The sequence below is a fragment of the Nostoc sp. LEGE 06077 genome, from assembly GCF_015207705.1.
GTDB lineage: Bacteria > Cyanobacteriota > Cyanobacteriia > Cyanobacteriales > Nostocaceae > Nostoc_B.
Genome location: NZ_JADEWI010000044.1, coordinates 36,303 through 59,958 on the forward strand (window position 1 = coordinate 36,303; position 23,656 = coordinate 59,958).

A 23,656-nucleotide genomic window follows, 5' to 3' on the forward strand; every position below is an offset into this window, starting at 1 on the left:
CGCACTGTGGCGATCCACAAACAAGTACATTTTTTAGTTCTTGTTCTATTGTGAATCTTCCTTGGCAATCTCGGCTCTCAACCCAGATAACTAACCATCAGTCGCTAATCTTTCCTAGTCAAGATGAGGTTGTTAATTTTCTAGGACACAATAATGTTTGGCAGATTATATTTACATGGCAACGAAAGTGCAGAGCTTCATGACTAGCCAACCCACAGAGGTAAATTTCCCAGTTACTACCCTAAATGAAACGGCGATAGTGCAGGTACCGGCGCGGTTAAGCGTGTTGGAAGCAGTCGGCTTTAAGCAAACCTACCAAAACTTAACCCAAGCAAACCCACATCCCAAGAAAATCATTATTGATTTTCAGCAAACTACTTTTATGGATAGTAGTGGTTTAGGCGCTCTGGTCAGTAATTACAAAACTGCTCAAGAAAAAGGAATTACTTTAACTCTGCGCGATGTTACACCTCAAGTAATGGCGGTGCTAACCCTGACAGGATTAGATAAAGTTTTTCTGATGGAGTTTAGTAGTGACCCAGCATTTATTGAGGCTGAGAATGTCATAGAAGCGCCTAAAAATAGTTTTCGTAAACCAGAGCCACTTCCCACCACTCATCCCTCTATAGCCTCTTGGATGAAACGCTTTATAGATATAGTTGGCTCACTAGTGGGTTTAGTAATTACAGGAATTTTATTAATTCCTATTGTGGTTGCTATTACAATTGATGATCCCGGCCCGATTTTATTTAGTCAAACCCGCTGTGGTTGGATGGGGAAGCGGTTTAAAATTTGGAAATTTCGCTCTATGTGTGTAGATGCGGAAGCCAAAAAAGCTTTAGTTGAAAATCAAGTGCAGGGTGCATTTTTTAAGAATGATAACGACCCCAGGATTACCAAAGTAGGGCGATTTTTACGCCGCACTAGTTTAGATGAATTGCCACAATTTTGGAATGTTTTAAAAGGTGATATGAGTTTAGTAGGCACTAGACCACCGACACCTGATGAGGTTGAACGTTATGAAGTACCAGAGTGGCAAAGGTTAGATGTGAAACCAGGTATGACTGGAGAATGGCAAGTTAACGGACGGTCTACAGTCCGCAGCTTTGAAGATGTCATTCGGCTAGATTTGCAATATCAAAAAAATTGGAGTTTGCTGTACGATTTAAAGTTAATTTTTAAAACTGTTGCTATTTTATTTAATAGAAAAAGTGGCGCTGTTTAGAAGAAAAATCATTTTAAATTTGTCAGTAACTTGCTTTGACTCAGAGACCCGGCTTCTTCAAGAAGTCGGGTCTCTTGTTTGTCACGAATGATTGCTGAATGTTAAACTTTGCCGTTGTGGCGATCGCAGTGATATGGATAAAGCCATTCACACCGGAATATCCCAAGAGTGTGCTTTTCTAAGAAAGAGCCAGCGTGATACCTGCTTGATATGTTAATTCCAGCTTTTGTTTTAAATTCATATAATTTAGGAAAGGCTGCGGCTAAAATTGCGATCGCCACTAAAAAATAAACTACTGTGGTTCGCAGTTGAGCAAATCTGTAAGAATTACTGTTGACTTTTCGACGAAACATAGGAATTAAAAATTAACAGCCTATTCTAGGTTAGCCTAACTTTGAAAACGTCGTCGAAAACGCTGATCTGTTTTGTCTGATTTTTCTAAGTTGCAGGTCAAGCAAAGTGTATGCAAATTGCTGATATCGTTTTGACCACCTTGCGCTAAGGGAATAATATGATCAATACTTAGATTCGTTTCTAAACCTGTCTTACCGCAGCTTTGACATTGATATTTATCACGTTGAAATACATACTGTCTAACTTCTGGTGGAATGCGAATACGTGGCGTTTTATTCATAAGTTATCTTCGTGAATCAGGCGACGTAAGTCATCAAGAGGCGATTCTGGTTCAGTAATTTCTGGTTTATCAGGAATAAATTCTAGAGTAACTTTAATTCTTAATTTTCCTGCTTGCCAAGCCTTTGCATTAAGTTTAAGTATTTCACAGTCTATACCTTCAGTAAACCATTTTTGGTACTGTTTGTAATATCTATTACCGACTAAATATCCATCTGGCTCGATTTGTATACCGTAAGAATTTAATGAGTTGTAAATTGTAGTAGCTAAGTCTCCACAAAATACCTTTGTAATACCTTCTTTGATTTGAACAATTTTAAATACCTTATCTTTTACCGATAAAGCATCATCTGGATTACAATTTTCTAGATTAAAGTTATCTTCCATATTATTATCTATTTTTTTAATCAATAATAGACATTACTTATTACTAGCCCAAATTTTTAGATACTTAGAGGAGATAGTGAAAGCGAAACCCAATAAATACAAAGTTTTGCGGTATTGGATTTCATTACTCAACTTCCCTCATTAATCATCCGACGTAAATCTTCAAGTGGTGATTCAGATTCAGTAATATCTAAATCCTGGGTATGAGTTATTTCTATATCATCTTCAATATAAAATTCAATGCTGAGGTTAAACTTAACTTTTCCCTTCTTCCAACGTTGAGAACCTAGAGTTAATATTTGGCAGTCTATACCTTGTTGTGAGAAAAGATCATCTGATGGGAGTTGAATTCTTTGATTATTTAATTCTTGTTGCAATCTATATGATAAAGAAGATTTAGATGATTGGCTTAATCCAAATTTAATTTTGCTGACTTTATAAGTGTTATCTCCAAATTCTACAACGTCATCTTCATTACATTTTATAGGCTTAAATGTATCTTCCATTTCAACATCCATTCTGAAAACTAATAGTCACTTCTTTAGATTAAGATACCCAAATTCTCAAAGAATCCGGGTATCTTAATATTCACAAATAAATTAGAAATACCATATCTAATGGTTCCCGCTATTCTTTATCTGCATCCATCGGCAGTTAATCAAGCCTACATTTGTGCCACACCATCTAACAAACCATCAGAAACAACCACACCATTACTAGCCGCAATCTGTTCCACAACATCTAATTCACCAAGATTAATCACTGGCAGTAAATAATCATATAATTGCATTGCCTGCAAACAACTATTAATACCAGATACCGCTGCATTATAACTTTCAATTTTTTGTTCTACAGCACTTAGCAAGCGGCGATTATGCAAAATTTTTTCTTCAGCTTCGTGTTGCAAAGTTTGCTCTAAATAAACACGCGCCTGGGGATATTGTTGTAAAATTTCATCAGCTTGTTGTTCCGCCATTGGTAACAACTGCACTTTCAGGATTTGATTGATAGTTTGACGGAAAGATTTACGAATTGTGTGGGAAACTTTTGGTTCAAAATCTAACTTTAATAATTGCCTAATTGCTGGTTCGGCTTCTATCATACTTTCACTGTCATAACTTTGGGAAGTTTGCTGCAAAGTTTGACGAAACTGATAAATTGAAAAAGTACCTTCATCATAAAATCTGGGACTTTCTCGAACGAAGCGATCGCATTCTACACTCGCTGCACTTACTAAAGCTAATGATACCTGTTTCTCAATAGCTTTTATCTGTTGTTCAATCCCACCATCATTACCCAACAGGCGATATAACTGGCGATAATATTCTGTTTTGCGGATTTTTTCCATCAACTGTTGGAATAAATTCGCTACCAATTGTTCAGAGGAATTTACTAAAATATCTTCCAATTGATTAGATAAATAATAAAATGCCTCTACTAAAATTGCAATTAACGGTGCAGTCGCATTCCGCAGATGGCTGAGAGTCGCACGGCGATAAGCATCAGCTACAGAAAAAGTATCTAGCAGTTCATCTAACCGCCTAATCATGCGTGATTGCAATTGTCTAAAGTCTGTTTCAAAAGCATCACAAGTTTGATTATTTATTTGGTTGACTTCTTCTATCAAATGCTGATTAAAATCCTTACCAATTTGCTGGAGTTGTTGATTAAGTCGCTGTAACTCCTGCAACTTCATTGCTTCAATTTCTCGTGGCTGGCTGTCTAAATCTCGATAAGTTAATTGATAAGTTTTTTTCAACTTAATACAAATATCTTCTAAATCATCAGCAAGATTTTGAAAAAGCATCGGACGCTTTTCTTCAGTGAGATAACGAGTAATTGCAGCCCGAAATTCATCAATCCCGCTATCGAGAATTAACTGATTAATTAAAGGCGTTCCTTGCTCAGATAAAATGCGTAGATAGTTTTGATTTGGAGTTTCAAAACCATTGAGAGAAATCCGAAAGTTGGTATGAGAAAGTTTACCCGAAGTGACACAGTAGTTATTAAATGCGTAGACAAACTGTGGTGTTTCTTCCTTTCCATTCAAGCCTTGAACACTTGACGCAAATATAGAATCTAAACCAAATCTATTTTGTAAATTAGTTTGCTTTATTTGACTACCGTAAAAACCGAGTAAGCCACTGGTTTTGTAAACTCTAGTCGTATCACGAAACTGGCCGCTAATTAAATCATCCAATCGTTGCCTTAATTGGGTATTGTACCAAGTTTCATCAATGCGGTTGAAGACATAAAAAACGCGATCGCGGATTCCGCCATTTCCCCGCATTGTCTCTAACAGTATCGTTTCTTCTCTTGTCATATCACCAGCGGACGCAGGTTTCAGCACACACACCACTGCGGAGGTATCTGGATGTTGAATTTTAGCGTAAGTTAACTGTGCATCCTTCTCTACTGGTGCATCAATACCCGGTGTATCAATAATGACGTTACCATCTTCTAAAAGAGGATGGTTACAATAATATTCAATTCGTTTTAAAACTGCACTATTACTTCCACGACGTGCATATCCCGCCGCTTCTTTCAGATTGGAAAAGTTAAAATTTTCCATTGAATATGTGGCATTATTAACTGTGTGAATATGTTCGCAGTTTGCTTCATATCCTGCTAGTAATAAAATTAATGCTTTGGCTTGTTTTGCCCGTTCAGATCTACTTTCACCACCTTCTTGCTGAAGAATTGCCTCACAGCCTTGATTGAGCAAATTCCTGACTTCAGTTTGATTTATATTTGCTGCTGTGACAAATCCTAGTTGTTGACACAAAAAACTGGCTTGTTCCCTAATTTCAGCTTCACTTAAAAATGTTAATATGACTCTTTCTTGATCAATTTCTGCATACTCAATTTTGCATTCTGTTCCTGTAGCATGTCCCTCGGCGCTGTAAAGTAATTCCCTCTCCAGTAGGGCATTAATTAGCATCGATTTACCTGCGCTAAATGCACCTGCAAACACAATTTCAAACTTAGGAGAGATTGCCTTGCCTAAAGAGGTTTGTACAGATGTAATATCTTGAGAACGTAGAGTAGGTTCTTGATGTAAAAGTTGCAATATTAATTCAACTTGCTCTTTTAAATTTGCACACTGAATAGGCAGATTTGTCATTTTTAACACCTGAATATTATATATATATTAATAACGATTAAATCGGCAAAACCTCAGTAAATTTACGTTTAAGTAAACTATTGGATGAACAAAATACCCGACTTGCTTAAATAAATCAGTCAAAAGTGAGTACGACTCAAATGTATTAATACTTAATTAATTCAATTATTTGGCAAAAATAATTGAATTTGATATTTTCAATCAAAATATGAAGTAGTGTAATAAATTATTTTTTTGATAAATATGCGCTATTAATAAAACCTAGCTAAAAATGACAAAAGCACACGGATTTTTATCAAAAAATGTCTATAATTTGCTGTAAAAATAAATTTAATTATCGACATTAAAGATAAATAGCTAAGTAATTTTAAATCCTAAAAATAGATTTTATCCTCTTAAAAAATATGTTGGAGTTCTAGCGATCGCCAACACCAGTTAACTGTCTGGTTAAATTCTCGTATTATTACTTTACTTAGCTTGAGATTTTGTTTTTAATTAAAACGAGCGCGGCAGGGCTCGAACCTGCGACCGATTGCTTAGAAGGCAATTGCTCTATCCACTGAGCTACGCGCCCAAGCTAAAATTATGGCTCTAAGAAAGAGTCATCCATACAATTATATCGTTATCACCCCTAAGAAGCAATCAAAAATTGCAGATTTGCGATGGCAAGGCTAAGATCCTAGTCGAACAAAGTAAATCAGTCATTGATTAGCTATATTGGGTGGCTGAGGCAGGTTATTTGTATGTTAGTGGAGATATCCTTTGGGTAGCTTACACTAAGGTGACTAAAGAGCGATCGCACAGCTTACCCCAATTACATACTCAGTAATCGCACTCTTGGCGATGTTACCGAATCAGATTATAGATCGCATATCCACAAAGCCCCTGTGAGGAGTTATTTGCTAGTGCCATGTTTATTCTCAAACGGCAGGATGTTGAAATATCAAGTATTCAGCACCCAAAAAGGGATCAGCAAGTGCCGATCCTCCATTATCAGGGGCAAACCTTTCGGTTGATTAGTTTATTTAAAGCTAATCAAGAAGAAGAAGCCCGCGCGTTGTGGAGAGATTTGACAGATAATCGCGGCAAAGCTTGTGTCTTACTAGAAGAACCAGATCGTTTTAGCGTCTGGGGTAAAATCCGTTTAGAGCAGCTAGATAGTGATACTGGTGGTCATGGTAAGACAGACATACTTATTCAAGCCAGTATATTGCTACTGCAAGCTGTTCATCTGGATATTGAAGAGTTTTTAGGCGCTAGACAAGCAACATTATTTGAAAAAGATCTGGGGGAAGTTTTCCGACAGCAGAAGTTTCCGGAAACTTCTTCCCCTGAATCAGTTAAACACTTAGTGACGATAGATCCCTTAGAAGGAACTAAACTTCCGGCTTGGCAAGAAAGTCATGTAACGACATTTTTACAAGAACTACACAAGCTAGGAAAAACCTATTTTGGTAATGCCAACTTTGCCAATAAAGTAGCGGATAGGTTACAGGATATGGCAGATGGCGAGCGATCGCTATTTATCTCTTGGCTCAATCAATCTTCACTGAGTAAATTGTGGCAATAGCTTGAAAAGTATGAATTATGAAGGATGAAGTCTGAAAAGCCCGATCAAACTATATCCTTCACATTTCAGACTTCAGACTTCATCCTTCAAACTTCCAGCGTGCATATACATAGTCAATTCTTATGAGTAGCTCATACAACAATAATTCTCTACGTTCTAAATCCATCTTCAGCAATCGCAATATTCTCTTAGCCGGAATTGCCTGGGCTGTAGCTGCACTATTATATTTTTTGCTATTTAGTGCTAAAATTCCAGGAGCCAACGGCGTAGAAACTCGTGCCGAATGGTATGTGATTGGCACAAATATTTTTGAAGCATTAGCTTACTTGGGTGCTGGTATTTTATGCTTAAGGAATTGGCGTAGCCCCCAAATCGTCAGTAGTCGAAATGTGTGGTTGGCAATTGCCATTGGTATGCTTTCTTATTTCCTGGGAGGGATATTTTTTGGCTATACAGAAATAATTTTAAAAGAAGAACCAGATGTATCGATTGGCGATGTGTTTTTTGTATTGACTTATATTTCCCTGGGCGTAGGCATGATTTTAGCTGTGGCATCAAGACGCATTAATCTCGAAAAATGGCAATGGCTGATAGTATCAGCAATAGGAGTGTTCGGCAGTTTGGTGGCATGGTGGATTTCAATGCAACAAACAACGCCAACAGAATTACTCGCTGCGATTTTGAATTGGTTTTATGTAGTTAGCGATGTAGTGCTGCTAATTATCGCTACAACCTTACTCTTAGCTTTTTGGGGCGGACGGGTGGCTCAATCTTGGCGAATGATTGCAGCGGCCGCGTTTTCGCTTTACATTGCAGATATGTGGTTTAAATTCGCTCAAGGGCCTAGTTACCAAAGTGGAGACATATTAGAAGTGTTTTGGGTATTTAGTGGAGTGCTATTCGGTATGGGCGCAGTCCTAGAACATGACGCATCATTGAGCCGGACTCGCCGGGAGCGTGGACGTAAACGAGCTTAGATTTGGTGTCTACAGTGAGAAAACTAACAGATTCAGATAAACAAGAAATTCTTAAGTTATATCGAGAGACTGCTGAAACGACATCGACTTTAGCAGAACGCTATGACGTGAGTAACTCAACAATTAGTCGCTTGCTCAAAAGTACCTTACCAGAAGATGAGTACGAATACCTAGTTTCTTTGAAACGGGCGGCTCGGACTCCTGAAGGGAGGGCGCAGGTAAACTATGAACAGTTGCCTTTATTGATTAACAAAGAGCCGGAAATAGAACCGCCTCAGAGCGAAAGTAAACCTTTAGAGTTGCCCAAGCTCAAATCACAGGAGACAATCATTGAGGCAGAACCTGAACCAGACGAAGATTCGGAGGACTCCAATTCCGCTATTAGACGGGTGCGGAAGCGTTCTTCGGCAGCTACAGAAAAACCAAAGCCCCGATTAATTAAAAAATTAGACATTTCGCCAGAACAACCACCGGAAATTCCTAGTCTTCCTAGTCCAATATTGGATGAGGAACGTCCAAAGGTGGCTGCTTTTGCCGAAATGCTGGGCGAAGAATTGCTGGATGAATCGGAAGATTTAGAGGATTTAGATGACGATTTAGATGATGACGATTTAGATGATGAAGATTATGAGGAGGATGAAGATGACTTTGAAGAGTCAAGACCTTTAGTTACCAGACGCAGGTTAGGTGAAGCACCAGTTCAAGTTTTACCATTGTCGGCAGCCAATTTGCCAAGAACTTGTTATTTGGTAATTGACCGTTCAGCAGAGCTAATTACCCGACCACTCAAGGACTTTGGTGATTTGGGGCAAATTCCGACTCTAGAAACTCAGCAAAGAACTTTACCAATCTTTGATAACCACCGCGTGGCCAAGCGTTTTTCAACAAAGCGCGATCGCGTGATTAAAGTTCCTGATAGTAGAATGCTACACAAGGCACGGACTCACCTCCAAGCCAAAGGCATCACCAGACTGTTAATTGATGGTCAAGTCTACTCTTTGTCTGCCCTTTAACTAAAAGGCAGGAGGCAGGAGGCAGGAGGAATGAACATTATTTACTTACCTGTTCCCTGTCACCTGTTCCCTGTTCCCTAATTATGAGTGTACACAGCTAAATTAACGCGCTTCGCTAAATTCACAATGTCTTGTTTGCGAGCAACTTGATTCACCCATAGTTGAGGTATACCCTCGATACCGTAATAAATTCCCGCTAAACCACCAGTGACAGCAGCAGTTGTATCTGTGTGTCCACCCAAATTTACAGCTTTTAACACCGCTTCTGCATAAGACGAGCTATTTAACAAACACCACAAGGATGCTTCTAGTGTTTCAATGACATAACCGCCAGATTTAATCTCTTCAATTGGTAAGCTGGCAATGTCACCACTAAATACTCTAGCGAAATGGGACATTTCCCCAAGAAATTGTGGCTGAGAATAAATTGTGTGAATTTTCTCTAAGCCTTGGGCATAAGCTGTGGGCAAGTCAGCGCCTTGGAGTAGTTCAATAGCAATACTAGTATAAATACCACAGGCCATTTGCGATCGCAGATGAGCGTGGGTAATGCAAGACACCTGATGCACCCGCAAAATTAATTCGGAAAAATCTAAGGTTTTATGACAATAAGCCATTGGTAAAATTCTCATCAAAGAACCATTACCATTACTCATTTCACTGGTTCCCCCAGCTTCTAAAGGTGGAACGCCTTGATTAATCTGCATCATAGCTGCATGAGTACTCTGGCCAATGCCAAATATTTCCCCCCTAGGAGTCCAGTAAGCTTGCTTGTACCACCGCCAGAAAGATAAAGCTATGTCATCCAAAGAATATCCTCGACAAAGGTTTTCTGCCAAGCAAAACGTTAAGGAACTATCATCTGACCAAGTTCCTGGCGGTTGATGCCATGTGCCGTAACCTAGCATCTTCGTGACGGGAAATTTCATTCGTTCAGCGCGGCTAGTAAACTCCACCGGCACACCCAAGGCATCACCGACACATAAACCCATCAAACCAGACAACGTTTGTGTAGCGGTTAGCATTATGCCATCTCCACGAAAAGCGCCAAAATTTTACAGCCAGAATACAGTTAACCCAATAGGTACTGAATTCTGATGAATTAACTTTATATATTTCTGCTATAGCTTATTGCTATTACTGCTACAGGCAATTGTCACGCCTGAGTTGAAATTGCCAAATAATCCAATTTAATTGCAAAATTCATGTTAGAAAAAATTAACTTCTCTGCCTATAATGTGACAGTTTTTTAATCGCCCACTCTAGACAAATGTCCGGTTTTGCTAAATCTATCTGCGTATATCTCAAAAAATATGCAAAATAAAACAGCAAATATACTATTAACTCTTTAGCATCAATCGCAACAACAAATCCAGATATTTTAAAAATCAACTGGAACATTTATATACAATTTGCGACCTAGTATATAACAGCAAAAATTCAAAAGATTGGTCAAAATTATGAAAGGTTTACTTCAGTCTTTCGTGGTATTTTCTACATTATCTTCCTTAGTTATTGCGCCTCTGGTAATGAACGCTGGTCAAGCATCTGCTGAACAGAAAAAAGGTACTGATGCTAGTTATGTTGGTGCGGGTGTTGCAGCTGGTGTGACCAACGGCGGACTCAACAATGATGCTGCTAACTTTGGCGGTAATCTCACCGGTAGAGTGAAATTAGGTAGTCTGCCAATTTCCGCACGCGGTAATGTTCTCTGGAATGATAAGACGAGTACTATCATCCCAGAAGTTTCTTTAGATGTGCCAATTGCTAATAGAACTAATGCCTATGTTACTGGGGGCTATTCTTTTCTAGATAAAGACGGTTCACCCAGTCCTTTAGGGAATAGAGATGCTGTCGTAGTAGGTGCTGGTGTGGAATCAGAAGTTGCTAATAATTTCCTGATCTACACAAATGCCAAAGTTGGACTACGTGCTTATCAAAATAGTCCGGCTTCTGCTGTTAGCATCAATGGTGGTATTGGTTATCGCTTTAAATAACTTACTCTGCTACAAGGAAGAAGTTAATTTTTACCTAGGCACAATTTTTCTGATTAATTTTCACACTTTTAGATGTTAGGCAATCGAAAGACATCAGCAGATAAACATAATTATCTGTAATTCTCTTGCCTTTTGTTGATTAGCTATGAAGTAAATTTCTGGAATTCCAGCCCAACATGATGAATGGTGTTGTGGAACTTTGAATACTGCTGGAAGATGAGACTTTATCGGTAAAAGTCACCGAAAATCAACAAACTTTAAGTTGATTTATACCACCTACTTATATATGCTGGTTTTGTTAAGTGTAAAACTATCGACAAAGCCGGCTTTTTGCCGTGTTACAATTGTCGTATTCCTCATATTTCCGACCGGATTACCGGGAATAACTGAGCCAACAACTTAGCTTTGGCTTTCATCCTTGCTTTATTGAGAATACTATACAACTCTCATGGTTAAATCTGCTCCTCCCTCACCTACCAGCCGTAAGCCCTCGAAAGTAGAAGGCATCAAAGAACATAGTAATTTTTTGCGTGAACCTGTAGCAACGCAGATCCTTGAGGATACGACTCATTTTACCGAAGACGCGATTCAAATCCTCAAGTTTCATGGCTCCTACCAGCAGGATAACCGCGACAATCGAGTGAAGGGACAGGAGAAAGATTACCAATTTATGCTGCGGACAAAGAATCCTGGTGGGTTCGTACCGCCACAATTATATTTGGCTTTAGATCAGCTGGCTGATGAATATGGCAACCATACATTAAGGGCGACCACTCGTCAGGGTTTCCAAGTGCATGGGATTTTAAAGAAGAATCTCAAAGCCGCCATTGCGACTATTGTCAAAAATTTAGGTTCGACTTTGGGTGCTTGTGGCGACATTAATCGTAACGTTATGGCTCCACCAGTTCCCTTCAAACATCGCCCTGAGTATAAGTATGCTTGGGAATATGCCCAAAACATTGCTGATTTGCTCTCACCTCAAACTGGTGCTTATTACGAAATTTGGCTAGATGGGGAAAAAGCCATCAGTGCGGAAGAAGATCCAGCGGTGAAGGCAGCGCGACAAAGTAATGGTAATGGCACAATAGTTCATGACAGCGAAGAACCGCTGTATGGTACTTACTATATGCCTCGGAAATTCAAAGTTTCCGTGACAGTACCAGGCGATAATTCCATTGATTTATATTCCCAAGACTTGACTTTGGTAGTGATTACCAATTCTCTAGGGGAACTGGAAGGATTTGATGTTTTTGCTGGTGGTGGTTTAGGCAGAACCCACAATAAAGAAGAAACCTTTGCCAGATTAGCCGACCCAATTTGCTATGTAGACAAGGCCGATGTTTACGACATAGTTAAAGCTATTGTGGCGACTCAAAGAGATTATGGCGATCGCACTGACCGCCGTCACGCTCGTTTAAAATACTTAATCAATGATTGGGGTGTAGATCAATTCCGCGCCAAGGTTGAAGAATATTTTGGTAAACCAGTCACCCCCTTTAAAGCACTGCCAGAATTTAAATATGAGGATTTCCTTGGTTGGCAAGAACAAGGTGATGGCAAGTTATTTTTAGGCCTTTCCATTGACAACGGTCGAGTTAAAAATGAAGGTTCGTTGCAACTTAAAACCGCCTTGCGGGAAATTGTCGAAAAATTTCGCCTGCCTATCCGCCTGACACCCCATCAAAACCTAATTTTCTGCGATATTGACCCAAAAAACAAATCAGCTATTCAAAAGATTCTCAACCGTTGCGGTGTTGTCTCTGACCCTAGTCAAATCGAACCTTTAGTTCGTTATGCAATGGCTTGTCCAGCTTTGCCTACCTGCGGTTTGGCAATCACCGAATCAGAACGGGCAATACCAGGGATTTTACAACGAATTCGGGCGCTGTTAGATCAAGTTGGTTTACAAGATGAACATTTTGTGGTAAGGATGACTGGCTGCCCCAACGGCTGCGCTCGTCCTTACATGGCAGAATTGGCTTTTGTGGGTAGTGGCCCAGAATCTTATCAAGTATGGTTGGGAGGTTCACCAGATCAAACAAGATTGGCCCAACCAATTGTAGAAAAGTTGCACGACAATGACATAGAAAGCTTTTTAGAGCCGATTTTTGTTTACTTTAAGAAGTCACGGGAAGCAGAGGAAAGCTTTGGTGATTTTTGCTCACGCATTGGTTTTGATGCTATTCGAGAATTTGCGGCTCAGTATCAGCCGGAAACTGTTGCAGTCCCCACCGCAGAAACTTCACCCCAAGTAGTAGCAACTAAGAAGAAAGCTGCACCAAGTAGATCACGTCCCCGGATTAGTCTTTATGACGAGGTTTACAGCAAATTGAAGGAAACTGCTACGAGTCAAGGCAAATCTATGACGGAAGTAGTCAATGAAGCTTTGAAAATTTACTTGCAGATAGATAGCTAATAGCTGAATTTAAAAGTAGAGATGCGCTATTGTGTGTCTCTACTTTTAAGGTTTTTTGTGAAGCTGACCATAGTTTTTTCAACGCAAAGGTACATGGAGGTTAGCGCAGAGGTACGCGGAGGTTTTTGGTGTGAAGTAATTAATCTGAGTTCAGGATTATTCTATTTCTTCACAGCGAATCAACAAAGTTTCCATTGCTTCGGCGAGAGAAATTAAATCTATCCAAGAAGAACCAGTGACTAAATTTTGCGCGTGAGCTAATCGGTTGCGTAATTGTTCAGCAGATTTTAAGAAGCGTTCGCCAAACCGTTTGGACTTTAACTCTAGTTGCTGAAGTAGTTGTGGTTGGTTTAAAACTAATTCTCGTTTGTCGCAAAACTGGAGATAATCTAATAGATCGGTAGCTTCGTTTCTTTCTTGACTTTCTCGCCATAGATGTTTGGCAATTTCTACCCGTTCGGGTTTGAGGCATTTCTGCCAAGAATCTTGGGGATAATACAGTCTCACTAGTCGCAGCAGATTCATTTCTAGCAGTGTCACCAACCCAAATAGGAGCATTCGCACTGGTGCTTTTTGTAAGTCGCCACAAGTCACAATTCCACTAACTTGATTGCAATCTAAAACAAATAAGCGGGGAGTTTGCCGCAAAATGGGCAATAGCTTCATGAGTGGGGTGGAAATGGCTATCAGTTCTTGGGAATGAAACACTCGTTGATAATCACCGCATCGGCCGGATTTTACCTGGATTAAACTAGAGCGTTCAACATAACCAGTGATATTGTCTTCCATTTCAATCCCAACAACATCAAAATCTTTTGCTTGCATCCACTGTAATACCTCTGCTACTTCAGCTTGGGATGACACAGCTTTGAGAGGTTCTGCCACATATTCGATTGTAATGTTGTTTTCAAACAAACTCCGCAGGTCTTGCGATCGCGATTTTAGGTGTTTCATCTGCTTTTAGCCATAAGACATCAGCAGGATAAGTATTTCACTTTCCGCTACTTTCTGTCAGTGCAAGCTGAGAACTAATCCTCTGATATTCATCTGTGCAAAAGTTTAGCGGAAAATTCACCACAATGCGATCGCATCAGTCAGCCTAAATATCTGATGGTTGTCTCACAAGTGATCGCACTTGCAAAATCCAGTTTTGTGATGTTGTACTAATTGTTCCTAAATTATTGACATTTTATATTTATACTTGTGTGTATATAAAAATCTGATGTGGTTTTTAAAGTATAGGTAGGGTGAGTATTTTCCGTATAATTCTCAATCGACCAAGAATACAGTAATTAACGCCCACTTACAGATATCTAAGCTTTTTCAAAAATAAAATATTATTATTCAATATCTATCTAAAGATATGGAATATAATTATTTTTTATATCTCTTGATAGATAAATAAACCTAAGTAATCCTGGTATGTTCTTTCTTAGTTTAGAAATAGCCAAGGTAAACAATATGAGTATTGAAAATAGAGTAGAAGCTACTGCCAAAAATATTGAAGGCAAAGTGCAAGAAGTAATTGGTGAAGTTACAGGGAATCCATCAGATAAAGCTGAAGGTAAAGCCAAACAAGCTGAAGCTCACGTAATTCACACCACAGAAAATATCAAAGATGAACTTAAAAAAGCTATAGACTAATTGCACATTTCTTTCTAGCATCCTAGACTGAAATTATTTGTAGCCTTGAAGTTTTATCTTTATATAGAAGACTCCACCTTACCCAAAAGTGGAGTCTTTATATTTATGGGCGATAGTAACAATAACATCAGCCTAACCATAATTTTAAAATCAACTAATAACTGGCGCGATTAGTTACTAAACCCCAGATAAAAATAGCAATAATTGCTCCAATAATGGCAACAATTATCCCAGGAATACTCAAGGTTGCCGCTGTGAATTGTAACCTACCTGTTTCCAAAAGTGTAACGATAGTTCCCCCAATTAAAGCACCCACGATTCCTAAAACCATAGTTGCCAGAATGCCACCACCTTGACTACCAGGATAAATAGCTTTAGCTATGGCTCCAGCAATTAGACCGAGGATGATCCAAGCAATAATATTCATAATTTATTTTGCAAAGATTATCCCAGTATCTTATGCAGAACTAGTCGGTTTTCCGTCTACCTCAAGAAATACGTATCATGGCAAAAAACCAGATGGGAGAATTTTTCTATTATTGATATTTTTGGCTGGGAGGCCAGCGCCAATTGTAGCGGTTCCAATCGTAGATACCTTGAATTTCAAATTCAGAACCATTATTGAAGCGAATAATGCAATTTTGAGGGGGGTTGTTCGCATCACTGTTTTCATCTACCTGAATCACAATGCAGGGAATCCATTCCCGTTTACAAGGGCCATCTTCTTGCACCCATTCCCATAGGGCATTGGAAATCTCAATGCGATCGCCTACTCTTAACTTGAGTGCATCTTCAAAATCAGCATATTTGTCAAAATGATATGACTCAACTCGATTCAACCATTGCAAACCATAGCGTTCTCGGATGAATTGGACTGCGCCTGAGTCTTGGTTGTGCAGCCAATCATTTAACAATTGCACTTTCCAAGTGCGGTTTTGTTGTTCTTCCGTTTTGACAAACTTTAAAAATGCTAATAGTTCCTCTGAGTCTAATTCGTCTAAAGGGTTAGCAACATCGGATGTAGAATCTTGGGGAATTTGCTTGACTACTTGCAGTAATATCTGTTTCTGCATCTCAGAGAGAGGACAGCTGGCTACATCACAACGCTTAAAGGCTGTTTGCAATGCTGTTTTAATCTCATCTGGGTTCATAGGTCGTCAATAGCAATTTAGAGGTGATGTCTACCAACTTTAACTAAGCCAGTTGATTATTCAAATTCTAGCTCCCAATTATTTTTGTTTGCAGAAGAAAATATTTAGCAAAACCTCTGTTCATTACGTCTAAATGTATTGCATAGCGTTCATGATCGCCTGCATATCAACTAATACGGTTCAGATTAGCGCGATGGGCGCGTTCAATCTGCTGAGTTTCAACCAAGCACTATTGATTGGTTAATGGTAATTCATTCTGACTTCTGAATCCTAAATTCTGCTAGATAAGTAGCAAATATATCATTTGTTGCCAGCAACTAAATTTATAGTGAAGCTCAGAAAGTGGAGAACATAAATGCTTGTAAAAAATCAAGGTGTAGTAGTTATTACAGGGGCATCAACCGGAATCGGTGAAGCCTGCGCTTTGCTTTTAGACAAATTAGGATTTTGTGTCTTTGCTGGTGTACGTAAAGATGTAGATGCTCAAAAGCTTCAACAGAAAGCTTCTCCAAGACTTATCCCTATTTTTTTAGATATTACAGATGCTGATTCAATTGCATTTGCAGTTGAGACAATAAAAAATACTGTTGGTGATGAAATTTTGGGTTTAGTAAATAATGCCGGAATTGCAGTTCCAGGCCCATTAGAATTATTACCAATTGCTGAATTTCAACAACAAATACAAGTTAATCTGATTGGACAACTAGCAGTCACACAAGCATTTCTTGGTTTATTGCGGCAAGGTCGAGGACGAATTGTCAATATGGGTTCTGTTAGCGGCAGAAGTGCGGCTCCGTTTCTTGGTGCTTACAATGCCTCAAAATTTGCACTTGAAGCGCTCACCGATGTGATGCGTATGGAATTACGACCTTGGGGAATTTCAGTTTCCATTATTGAACCAGGCGCAATTTCTACCCCGATTTGGGAAAAGTCTTTTACTCAAGCAGATAAAGCAAAGGACAATTTGTCGCCATCTGCCCAAGATCTCTACGGTGCTGCGATGACGGCTGTACGTAAAAAAGTGGGAGTCATAGCATCTAAGAGCATTTCATCAGATGTTGTAGCTGAGGCTGTTGTTCATGCACTCACAGCGAAAAAACCAAAGACGCGCTATCTCGTCGGTCAAGACGCAAAATTGGCAGTAGTACTCAAGTATCTTTTACCTGACAGATTGTATGACCGAGTGATTTTATATTCAATGGGTTTATAGATAATGAACACTGTTCAATCTTTACTCAACAGAAAACTTCTACCTCCACCCGGTCATTTTCAGCCCCACCCCGATATGCGATCGCCAAAATTAGATTTTAGTTAACTTTCAAGGCTTTGTTCGCCACCTCAATTACTTCTTTTGCTGCCTTCTCCTTGCGTTCACTGTAGCGATCTGTGAGGTAATCTACCTTGTCTCGTAACAACAAAGTAAACTTATAAAGTTCTTCCATCACATCCACAACGCGATCGCGGTAGGGCGAATCTTTCATTGTCCCATCTTCGTTAAACTCTTGATATGCTTTCGCCACTGAAGATTGATTGGGAATCGTGAATATCCGCATCCATCGCCCCAGAATTCTTAATGTATTCACGGCGTTAAAAGATTGGGAACCACCGCTTACCTGCATTACAGCCAAAGTTCTACCTTGAGTTGGGCGAACGGCTCCAATACTCAGCGGAATCCAATCAATTTGGTTTTTCATAATCCCAGAAATTTGACCGTGTAACTCCGGGCTAGACCAAACTTGGCCTTCCGACCACAAACTTAATTCCCGCAATTCCTGAACTTTGGGATGAGTGTCAGGAACACTACCATAAATGGGGAGTTCTCTGGGGTCGAAAAACTTCACCTCTGCACCAAACTCTGCAATGATGCGGGCGGCTTCTTCTGCCAAGAGACGACTATAGGAGCGATCGCGCAAAGAGCCATATAAAAATAAAATTCTGGGGGGATGGTCGAATGTTGTCATAGATGGAAATAAATAAGTTTATGCTTGATTCACCGATTCAATTAATTGCGCCACCCGTTCTTTAATTTCATCGCGCACTCTGGGGAAAATTTCTGGTTGTTCAGCCGGATCATCTAACTGCCAATCTTCAAATACTTCGCGTACTACCCATTCCGGCGGCAAATTCACACCACAACCACACAGAGAAATCACCACATCAAAGTCTGCGGCTTGAAAATCACTTAGGGGTTTGGAATTTTGATCGGTAATATCAATACCAATTTCTTGCATAACTGCGATCGCTTCTGGTCTAACCTGACTCGCCTCTAACCCCGAACTAGTTACGGCTATTTTTCCTTTACCTAGGGTTTTAGCAAAACCTTCCGCCATTTGCGAACGAGCAGAGTTCTTTTTACAGACAAACATGACACGTTTCATAAATCAATTCCTTTGTTTGTGACGATAGTTGTAATTATTTGCAGTTACCAAAACAACGCGGATCTAGCAAGGTTGCTTTCTCCGGTTCTCTCGGAAACCAACTTGCTGTGCGTTTACAAAATTCAACCAGCATTAACATAACTGGCACTTCAATTAAAACTCCCACCACTGTAGCTAGTGCTGCACCAGAACTTAAGCCAAATAAAATCACAGCCGTGGCGATCGCCACTTCAAAATGATTACTCGCGCCAATTAATGCTGCTGGTGCGGCATCTTCGTAAGATAAGTTCAGTTTCAATGCTGCTACATAACTAATCAAGAAAATGAAATTAGTTTGAATAAACAGTGGTACAGCAATTAACAAAATATGCAAGGGATTATTCACAATTAGTTCACCCTTGAAGGCAAACAGCAGTACCAAAGTTAGCAACAAAGCAGTAATCGCCACGGGAGTCAAATAGTTGAGAAATCTTCTTTCAAACCACTCTTTACCTTTATATTTAAAAATCCAGTAACGGCTATACATTCCCGCTATTAGCGGTAAACCAACATAAATCAATACTGACAAAACAATAGTTTGCCAAGGTAAAGTTAAATTATTCGCAGCTAGTAACCATCTACCCAAAGGTGCATATAAAAATAGCATAGCCAAAGAGTTTACAGCCACCATGATTAAGGTGTGTCCTTGGTTCCCGTAAGAAAGATAGCCCCACATCAGCACCATCGCTGTACAAGGCGCAATTCCTAATAAAATTGTGCCAGCAATGTAAGAATTTGCCAGTGTGACTTCACCACCGCGAATTATTTCACTTCCTACAATCAAAGGACGAAATAACCATCCTAAGAAAAATTGAGCAAATACTACCATCGTGAATGGTTTAATCAACCAATTCACCACCAAGGAGAATTACTGGTTTTGGAGCGCGGATAGCATTTGTAGCTTGCGTGAAGTCAATCTTCACCATGATGGGATACATCATGAAAAACAAACATACAGCAATGGGAATAGAAACCTGATATACACTCATTGCATCCAGTAATACCGCCACTCCTGGAAATAATCGACCCAGAACAATTCCCCCAAAGATACATAAAAATACCCAAACAGTGAGATACTTTTCAAAAAAGCTGAGATTGCTTCCTGCTTGTATGCGGGTTGTACTAGCTTGTGAATTATGAGCCATTAATATACACCTAAAATCAAACTCAACGCCTAACATTTGGATTCTTTCCGCAACAATTCACCAATTGTTAGGTTCATTTCTGCTTTCCCATCAAATACTGTTCCTACCTTGCTTCGATAAAAGTGAACAGAATTAATCTGGTAGCCTTCATCGGGTAAAGGTATATAACCCACAGATGCTACGGTTTTTGGTGCATTTTTGAGGTAAAAATCTATAAATTCGGATAGTATTCCCCTATTTGATAAAGACTGCGGATTAACGTAAATAAATAAAGGTCGAGAAAGTGTTTGATATTTGGCTTTCTCTACTGCTTGAGGTGAGGGTAATACTGAGCCACGTCCATTATCAATGGAGAGCGCTTTCAATTTATCTTGATGTTTTTCATAATACGCATAGCCAAAATAACCCAACGCATTTGGGTCTTTACTGATGCCATCTACTAATATTTCATCATTTTCACTGGCTGTGTAATCGTTGCGAGAAGCTCTAGCTTTACCAACAATTGCCTCTGTAAAGTAGTCAAAAGTACCAGATTTTCCCCCAGCACCATACAAAGTCAAAGGACGATCTGGCCAAGATGCTCGTACTTGGTTCCAGCGAGTAATTTTCCCTTGAGCCGCAGGTTGCCAAATCTTTTTTAATTCTGCTACTGTGATGTCTTTTGCCCAAGTGTTTTGAGGATTGACAGCTACAGTTAAAGCATCAAAAGCTATGGGAAGTTCTATGTATCCCACTCCGTTATTCTTACAAGCTGTCATCTCTGCTAACAAAATCGGTCGGGACGCATTGCTGACTGCTGTTTCTCCTGCACAGAATTTTTCAAACCCGCCTGTAGTACCAGAAAATTTGACTTCAACTTGCGCCTTGTTATTAGAGCTTGCTTGAAACTCTTGAGCGATCGCTTGAGTAATTGGATATACCGTACTCGAACCATCAATCTTAATTGTTGTCCCAGTCTTGGTACTATTACTCACTTCAATAGCGCTGGGAGACTGTTGACTTTGAGTATTAGAAGTTGATCCATCTGCACAACTGCTTACTAGCGCCAGTGTTGTCAATACGAGAGCCAATTTCTTAACTTTTGTTTTCATCGACCTCTCCAACGCGTGTTGTCACTAAGTTTATCTATCCCTCATATCAAGAAAACTTGATATGTTAGGGTGTTGTCAACTAGAAAATACAAAAATTCATCAAAAAAAGTTGATGGGTTCTCGAACGATAAATTAAAGTCTGCAATCTCTTGGTTATGAAATTCAGGTAAGCTGAGGTTAAAAATAGTGCTGAGTGTTTAGTGATGACAGTAACTTTTCAGCGCTAAGTTCACCGAGAGTAATTGTTTACCTTTGTGAAATATGAAAAAACAACACAGCAGAGCATTTTTATTGAATTTCCCAACTTTGGTTATGCAGCACTACTCAAAACTGATTCAGATAATTTTTACTTTCTGTCTAATCACGTTTCTCTCATGGGTGATAACTCCCACAGCCGAAGCCCTAACACAGATTAGACTATTTGACATTTCTTATAAAGATTGTCCCCCAGAACTGGCTCAGGGGGCGGTTATTAGTAGTGGTAGTGCAGCGGCGAATTGCTTTATTGTCACAGGTAAAGCAGAAAATGGCACTTACAAAACTGTCTACGATGCAGATATATATGGCCGGATCTATGATGCTAACAATGACTCAGTAATGCAAAACCGGACTCGTCTTGGTTCTATTGAGGAAGTTCCACCAGGAACGAGTGATTTTGAACTCAGGATTTCTGTACCCGCCAATCAGCCCTTACCTTTGCAGCTAAAGCAATTTAAAGCATCGGGATTTAGTAGTCAAGTCAGAAGATGAGTGCTGTTACCGTAGCGGGGCGGTTAGCCCGTGCTGAGTTCTGAGTTCTGAGTGATTACAACTTTTAATAAGATAAACAGTCTGGGTTGGTCAACCCAGACTTCAAACTAGTAACTTGTAACTGATAATTACGCAAAGACTTGCAGACCACCAGCCAGACTACCTACTACTTGGCCTACTACTTGTAGTAATAAAATCGCCAACATTGGAGAAATATCAATTCCACCCAAGGGGGGGATGATGGAACGGAAGACATTGAGATATGGGTCAGTAATTTGGCTTAAAGCAGAAAAAGGCTGATTGTACCAATTGATGGTGGGGAACCAAGTCAATAGAACTCTAATGAATAGTAGAGCAGTATATAGCTGTATGAAGGTGTTGAGAGTGCTAATCAGTAAAAACATGGATTTTTCGGTTTCCTGCTAAGTTTCACAAGCGGTCTTATAGTTGATTTTAGTTTAGTCGTTGTCATGCTGTCTGCGAATCAGTGTCTATTTTGACCACGACTAGCAGTTACCGGAACTTCCGATGAGCCTGAAAGTGAAAACTAAGTTGAGGAAAGTGGTTTGTGGGTGATTAATCTTGTATTGAAGAGCGATCGCCTACTGTCTGACTAGTATTACCGTTAACATCGCCCAATTGTTTTCTCACCTCATCAATTGTGGCATTTAACTGAGCAATTTTATCTTCTAGCGATCGCCTAGCCGTTTCCATTTCCAAATCACCAGTTTCTGAGGCTCTCATCCGCCGTTTTGTTGAGTTTTTTTTCGGCTCTACCGCAGCATTGCTCAGTTCAGTTTCTTCTTCAGTTGATTCTAAATCGAGCCGAGAAGTAATGAGCGCCCCCAAAACGCCCCCAACTAAGCCACCAAAAAGCGCCCCTGCTAAAAAACCACCAGCAAAACCATCACGCTGACTCATAACTTTACCGCCTTGAAGCAACCTTACAATCTTTAATATTGTGTTTAGCGATTTTCTTTGCCTAGCTGCATAGTAACTTAAGTACCAAAAATGCGATCGCCTGCATCGCCTAATCCCGGTACAATAAAACCGCGATCGTTAACTGTTTCATCAATAGTTGCAGTGTAAATTATTAACTCTGGATACACCGCGCTGAGTTTCTGCAATGCTGGTGGAGCCGCAACTACACTCACAATTCGCGTCAACGCCGGATTAACCCCCCGTTGTGTTAATTCTGCCATAGCCCGCATAATTGACCCCCCTGTTGCTAACATCGGATCGGTGATTAACACTCTTGTTTGTGGGTCAAATTTTTCCGGTAATTTATTCAGATAACATTGCGCTTCCAGCGTCTCTTCATCCCGCACCAAGCCCAAATGATAAATCGAAGCTAACGGTAATAGAGTTTGTGCGCCTTCTAATAATCCTAATCCTGCCCGCAGAATCGGCACCACCGCCACAGGCACTTCTGGATTAATAAAAGTTGCGGGACAAGCATCTAAAGGACTTTGCACCGTCGTCTCTATCGTCGGTAGCCACTCTCGCGCGGCTTCGTAAGTTAGCCATCGGCCTAACTCAGTTATGGCACTGCGGAATAATACTGAAGGTGTAGCAGCATCACGGGCAACTGCCAACCAGTGCTTAATTAAGGGATGGGGAGGAACGTAAACACGCAGTTGTACCGTCATAGCTGGAAATTAGCACTTTTGATTTTACAGGAACTGAAACCTCATCATACTCTTTCCTGCGTATAGCTAACAGCCAAAATCAACACCCCGAAAATTATTGAAAATCTTTTTCATTAATAGTTGACATAGATTCTCAATCAAAGCTATATTATTAATCAGTGTTCTCCTCTCTTTAAGGATCGGCAGACGGGATTGGCCAGCAGTAGCAGGCTTGTCCCTCTTTTTTTTGCATTATTTATTAGACATCTGGTGATAATTAATTGTGCATTGCCCAAAATCCTTGCTAGGGGCGTATACTCCACCTACGCCATTAGATCATTTTTAGAGATATCTATTAGAACTATCTTTAAAATAAATTTTGTGGGAAAATAAACAGAAAAATGTAACTATGTATATCAATAATGACAAGTCCCCTAGAAAGAATAGAACTATACCCCCAGGAATCAAAAAGATTAATTGGGATTAAG

The 23,656-nt window shown here is 39.7% G+C and carries 24 protein-coding genes, 1 tRNA gene and 1 pseudogene; 9 read left to right on the forward strand and 17 right to left on the reverse strand.

Annotated features, from left to right (window positions below; translation table 11 throughout):
• Window positions 1-175 precede the first annotated feature (175 nt).
• On the forward strand, window positions 176-1,225 hold the full coding sequence (locus IQ244_RS23040; protein ID WP_193898331.1) for an anti-sigma factor antagonist: 1,050 nt from the start codon (window positions 176-178) through the stop codon (window positions 1,223-1,225).
• Window positions 1,226-1,326: 101 nt separating this feature from the next.
• On the opposite strand, the gene IQ244_RS23045 is transcribed toward IQ244_RS23040, so the two are convergent.
• The 6 genes from IQ244_RS23045 to IQ244_RS23070 form a co-directional block, all read right to left on the reverse strand.
• Window positions 1,327-1,578, reverse strand: a complete 252-nt coding sequence (locus IQ244_RS23045; RefSeq protein WP_193898333.1) for a hypothetical protein — start codon at window positions 1,576-1,578, stop codon at window positions 1,327-1,329.
• A 35-nt stretch (window positions 1,579-1,613) separates the two neighbouring features.
• Complete coding sequence (locus IQ244_RS23050) at window positions 1,614-1,859, reverse strand: HNH endonuclease (RefSeq protein WP_193898335.1); 246 nt, start codon at window positions 1,857-1,859, stop codon at window positions 1,614-1,616.
• Window positions 1,856-2,245: a KGK domain-containing protein gene (locus IQ244_RS23055; RefSeq protein ID WP_193898337.1), complete on the reverse strand. Its 390-nt coding sequence runs from the start codon at window positions 2,243-2,245 to the stop codon at window positions 1,856-1,858. Before IQ244_RS23055 ends, IQ244_RS23050 begins: the two co-directional genes overlap by 4 nt.
• A gap of 128 nt (window positions 2,246-2,373) precedes the next feature.
• Window positions 2,374-2,763, reverse strand: coding sequence for a KGK domain-containing protein (locus tag IQ244_RS23060; RefSeq protein ID WP_228059088.1), 390 nt, complete (start codon window positions 2,761-2,763; stop codon window positions 2,374-2,376).
• Window positions 2,764-2,909: 146 nt separating this feature from the next.
• Window positions 2,910-5,369 (reverse strand): dynamin-like GTPase family protein, encoded by a 2,460-nt coding sequence (locus IQ244_RS23065; RefSeq protein WP_193898339.1) that lies wholly within the window; start codon window positions 5,367-5,369, stop codon window positions 2,910-2,912.
• A gap of 501 nt (window positions 5,370-5,870) precedes the next feature.
• Window positions 5,871-5,943, reverse strand: a tRNA-Arg gene (locus IQ244_RS23070).
• 336 nt (window positions 5,944-6,279) lie between these two features.
• Here IQ244_RS23070 and IQ244_RS23075 point away from each other — a divergent pair.
• The 3 genes from IQ244_RS23075 (at window position 6,280) to IQ244_RS23085 (ending at window position 8,929) form a co-directional block, all read left to right on the forward strand.
• Entirely contained in the window at window positions 6,280-6,939 is a 660-nt protein-coding gene (locus IQ244_RS23075; RefSeq protein ID WP_193898341.1) for an Npun_F0813 family protein, read from the forward strand.
• A gap of 122 nt (window positions 6,940-7,061) precedes the next feature.
• The gene (locus IQ244_RS23080; protein ID WP_193898343.1) at window positions 7,062-7,916 is read left to right on the forward strand and encodes a hypothetical protein; all 855 of its coding nucleotides are present in this window, start codon (window positions 7,062-7,064) and stop codon (window positions 7,914-7,916) included.
• 14 nt (window positions 7,917-7,930) lie between these two features.
• Entirely contained in the window at window positions 7,931-8,929 is a 999-nt protein-coding gene (locus IQ244_RS23085) for a transposase (protein WP_193898345.1), read from the forward strand.
• A gap of 77 nt (window positions 8,930-9,006) precedes the next feature.
• Here the strand turns inward: IQ244_RS23085 and IQ244_RS23090 are convergent, their stop codons facing one another.
• Window positions 9,007-9,954 carry an ADP-ribosylglycohydrolase family protein gene (locus IQ244_RS23090; protein WP_193898347.1) on the reverse strand — a complete coding sequence of 316 codons (948 nt, stop codon included), beginning with the start codon at window positions 9,952-9,954 and terminating at the stop codon, window positions 9,007-9,009.
• Window positions 9,955-10,389: 435 nt separating this feature from the next.
• Between IQ244_RS23090 and IQ244_RS23095 the strand changes: the two genes are divergently transcribed.
• Together IQ244_RS23095 and sir are read left to right on the forward strand one after the other, a co-directional pair.
• Window positions 10,390-10,926 (forward strand): hypothetical protein, encoded by a 537-nt coding sequence (locus tag IQ244_RS23095; protein WP_193898350.1) that lies wholly within the window; start codon window positions 10,390-10,392, stop codon window positions 10,924-10,926.
• 448 nt (window positions 10,927-11,374) lie between these two features.
• Complete coding sequence (gene sir, locus IQ244_RS23100) at window positions 11,375-13,342, forward strand: sulfite reductase, ferredoxin dependent (RefSeq protein ID WP_193898352.1); 1,968 nt, start codon at window positions 11,375-11,377, stop codon at window positions 13,340-13,342.
• Between the two features lie 156 nt (window positions 13,343-13,498).
• On the opposite strand, the gene IQ244_RS23105 is transcribed toward sir, so the two are convergent.
• The gene (locus IQ244_RS23105) at window positions 13,499-14,296 is read right to left on the reverse strand and encodes a hypothetical protein (protein WP_193898354.1); all 798 of its coding nucleotides are present in this window, start codon (window positions 14,294-14,296) and stop codon (window positions 13,499-13,501) included.
• A gap of 507 nt (window positions 14,297-14,803) precedes the next feature.
• Between IQ244_RS23105 and IQ244_RS23110 the strand changes: the two genes are divergently transcribed.
• Window positions 14,804-14,986, forward strand: a complete 183-nt coding sequence (locus IQ244_RS23110; protein WP_193898356.1) for a CsbD family protein — start codon at window positions 14,804-14,806, stop codon at window positions 14,984-14,986.
• Window positions 14,987-15,140: 154 nt separating this feature from the next.
• On the opposite strand, the gene IQ244_RS23115 is transcribed toward IQ244_RS23110, so the two are convergent.
• A complete protein-coding gene (locus tag IQ244_RS23115; protein ID WP_193898358.1) occupies window positions 15,141-15,413 on the reverse strand; it encodes a GlsB/YeaQ/YmgE family stress response membrane protein in 273 nt (90 codons plus the stop codon).
• A 109-nt stretch (window positions 15,414-15,522) separates the two neighbouring features.
• On the reverse strand, window positions 15,523-16,137 hold the full coding sequence (locus tag IQ244_RS23120) for a hypothetical protein (protein ID WP_193898359.1): 615 nt from the start codon (window positions 16,135-16,137) through the stop codon (window positions 15,523-15,525).
• A gap of 355 nt (window positions 16,138-16,492) precedes the next feature.
• Here IQ244_RS23120 and IQ244_RS23125 point away from each other — a divergent pair, with 355 nt between their 5' ends.
• A complete protein-coding gene (locus tag IQ244_RS23125) occupies window positions 16,493-17,347 on the forward strand; it encodes an SDR family NAD(P)-dependent oxidoreductase (protein ID WP_193898361.1) in 855 nt (284 codons plus the stop codon).
• A gap of 97 nt (window positions 17,348-17,444) precedes the next feature.
• Here the strand turns inward: IQ244_RS23125 and arsH are convergent, their stop codons facing one another.
• From arsH to IQ244_RS23145, 4 genes and pseudogenes are all read right to left on the reverse strand, one after another.
• Window positions 17,445-18,098 carry an arsenical resistance protein ArsH gene (gene arsH / locus IQ244_RS23130; RefSeq protein ID WP_193898363.1) on the reverse strand — a complete coding sequence of 218 codons (654 nt, stop codon included), beginning with the start codon at window positions 18,096-18,098 and terminating at the stop codon, window positions 17,445-17,447.
• A gap of 18 nt (window positions 18,099-18,116) precedes the next feature.
• Window positions 18,117-18,515 carry an arsenate reductase, glutathione/glutaredoxin type gene (arsC, locus tag IQ244_RS23135; protein ID WP_193898366.1) on the reverse strand — a complete coding sequence of 133 codons (399 nt, stop codon included), beginning with the start codon at window positions 18,513-18,515 and terminating at the stop codon, window positions 18,117-18,119.
• Between the two features lie 34 nt (window positions 18,516-18,549).
• Window positions 18,550-19,699 (reverse strand): annotated as a pseudogene (arsB, locus tag IQ244_RS23140) (ACR3 family arsenite efflux transporter).
• 29 nt (window positions 19,700-19,728) lie between these two features.
• Window positions 19,729-20,790: a PstS family phosphate ABC transporter substrate-binding protein gene (locus IQ244_RS23145; RefSeq protein WP_193898367.1), complete on the reverse strand. Its 1,062-nt coding sequence runs from the start codon at window positions 20,788-20,790 to the stop codon at window positions 19,729-19,731.
• A 312-nt stretch (window positions 20,791-21,102) separates the two neighbouring features.
• Here IQ244_RS23145 and IQ244_RS23150 point away from each other — a divergent pair, with 312 nt between their 5' ends.
• On the forward strand, window positions 21,103-21,540 hold the full coding sequence (locus tag IQ244_RS23150) for a biotin carboxylase (protein WP_193898368.1): 438 nt from the start codon (window positions 21,103-21,105) through the stop codon (window positions 21,538-21,540).
• 128 nt (window positions 21,541-21,668) lie between these two features.
• Here IQ244_RS23150 and IQ244_RS23155 read toward each other — a convergent pair whose 3' ends face one another.
• From IQ244_RS23155 to upp, 3 genes are all read right to left on the reverse strand, one after another.
• The gene (locus tag IQ244_RS23155) at window positions 21,669-21,944 is read right to left on the reverse strand and encodes a YggT family protein (RefSeq protein WP_015110968.1); all 276 of its coding nucleotides are present in this window, start codon (window positions 21,942-21,944) and stop codon (window positions 21,669-21,671) included.
• A gap of 172 nt (window positions 21,945-22,116) precedes the next feature.
• Window positions 22,117-22,461 carry a hypothetical protein gene (locus IQ244_RS23160; RefSeq protein ID WP_193898369.1) on the reverse strand — a complete coding sequence of 115 codons (345 nt, stop codon included), beginning with the start codon at window positions 22,459-22,461 and terminating at the stop codon, window positions 22,117-22,119.
• Between the two features lie 77 nt (window positions 22,462-22,538).
• The gene (gene upp / locus IQ244_RS23165) at window positions 22,539-23,189 is read right to left on the reverse strand and encodes a uracil phosphoribosyltransferase (RefSeq protein WP_193898370.1); all 651 of its coding nucleotides are present in this window, start codon (window positions 23,187-23,189) and stop codon (window positions 22,539-22,541) included.
• Window positions 23,190-23,656 lie beyond the last annotated feature (467 nt).

Bases quoted from the DNA above. Each gene is read 5' to 3' on its own strand.
- upp (WP_193898370.1), bottom strand. From the start codon at position 23,189: ATGACGGTACAACTGCGTGTTTACGTTCCTCCCCATCCCTTAATTAAG.
- IQ244_RS23075 (WP_193898341.1), top strand. From the start codon at position 6,280: ATGTTTATTCTCAAACGGCAGGATGTTGAAATATCAAGTATTCAGCAC.
- sir (WP_193898352.1), top strand. From the start codon at position 11,375: ATGGTTAAATCTGCTCCTCCCTCACCTACCAGCCGTAAGCCCTCGAAA.
- IQ244_RS23110 (WP_193898356.1), top strand. From the start codon at position 14,804: ATGAGTATTGAAAATAGAGTAGAAGCTACTGCCAAAAATATTGAAGGC.
- IQ244_RS23120 (WP_193898359.1), bottom strand. From the start codon at position 16,137: ATGAACCCAGATGAGATTAAAACAGCATTGCAAACAGCCTTTAAGCGT.
- IQ244_RS23060 (WP_228059088.1), bottom strand. From the start codon at position 2,763: ATGGATGTTGAAATGGAAGATACATTTAAGCCTATAAAATGTAATGAA.
- IQ244_RS23055 (WP_193898337.1), bottom strand. From the start codon at position 2,245: ATGGAAGATAACTTTAATCTAGAAAATTGTAATCCAGATGATGCTTTA.
- arsH (WP_193898363.1), bottom strand. From the start codon at position 18,098: ATGACAACATTCGACCATCCCCCCAGAATTTTATTTTTATATGGCTCT.
- IQ244_RS23050 (WP_193898335.1), bottom strand. From the start codon at position 1,859: ATGAATAAAACGCCACGTATTCGCATTCCACCAGAAGTTAGACAGTAT.
- IQ244_RS23095 (WP_193898350.1), top strand. From the start codon at position 10,390: ATGAAAGGTTTACTTCAGTCTTTCGTGGTATTTTCTACATTATCTTCC.
- IQ244_RS23105 (WP_193898354.1), bottom strand. From the start codon at position 14,296: ATGAAACACCTAAAATCGCGATCGCAAGACCTGCGGAGTTTGTTTGAA.
- IQ244_RS23115 (WP_193898358.1), bottom strand. From the start codon at position 15,413: ATGAATATTATTGCTTGGATCATCCTCGGTCTAATTGCTGGAGCCATA.
- IQ244_RS23090 (WP_193898347.1), bottom strand. From the start codon at position 9,954: ATGCTAACCGCTACACAAACGTTGTCTGGTTTGATGGGTTTATGTGTC.
- arsC (WP_193898366.1), bottom strand. From the start codon at position 18,515: ATGAAACGTGTCATGTTTGTCTGTAAAAAGAACTCTGCTCGTTCGCAA.
- IQ244_RS23150 (WP_193898368.1), top strand. From the start codon at position 21,103: ATGCAGCACTACTCAAAACTGATTCAGATAATTTTTACTTTCTGTCTA.
- IQ244_RS23080 (WP_193898343.1), top strand. From the start codon at position 7,062: ATGAGTAGCTCATACAACAATAATTCTCTACGTTCTAAATCCATCTTC.
- IQ244_RS23155 (WP_015110968.1), bottom strand. From the start codon at position 21,944: ATGTTTTTACTGATTAGCACTCTCAACACCTTCATACAGCTATATACT.
- IQ244_RS23125 (WP_193898361.1), top strand. From the start codon at position 16,493: ATGCTTGTAAAAAATCAAGGTGTAGTAGTTATTACAGGGGCATCAACC.
- IQ244_RS23040 (WP_193898331.1), top strand. From the start codon at position 176: ATGGCAACGAAAGTGCAGAGCTTCATGACTAGCCAACCCACAGAGGTA.
- IQ244_RS23160 (WP_193898369.1), bottom strand. From the start codon at position 22,461: ATGAGTCAGCGTGATGGTTTTGCTGGTGGTTTTTTAGCAGGGGCGCTT.
- IQ244_RS23065 (WP_193898339.1), bottom strand. From the start codon at position 5,369: ATGACAAATCTGCCTATTCAGTGTGCAAATTTAAAAGAGCAAGTTGAA.
- IQ244_RS23145 (WP_193898367.1), bottom strand. From the start codon at position 20,790: ATGAAAACAAAAGTTAAGAAATTGGCTCTCGTATTGACAACACTGGCG.
- IQ244_RS23045 (WP_193898333.1), bottom strand. From the start codon at position 1,578: ATGTTTCGTCGAAAAGTCAACAGTAATTCTTACAGATTTGCTCAACTG.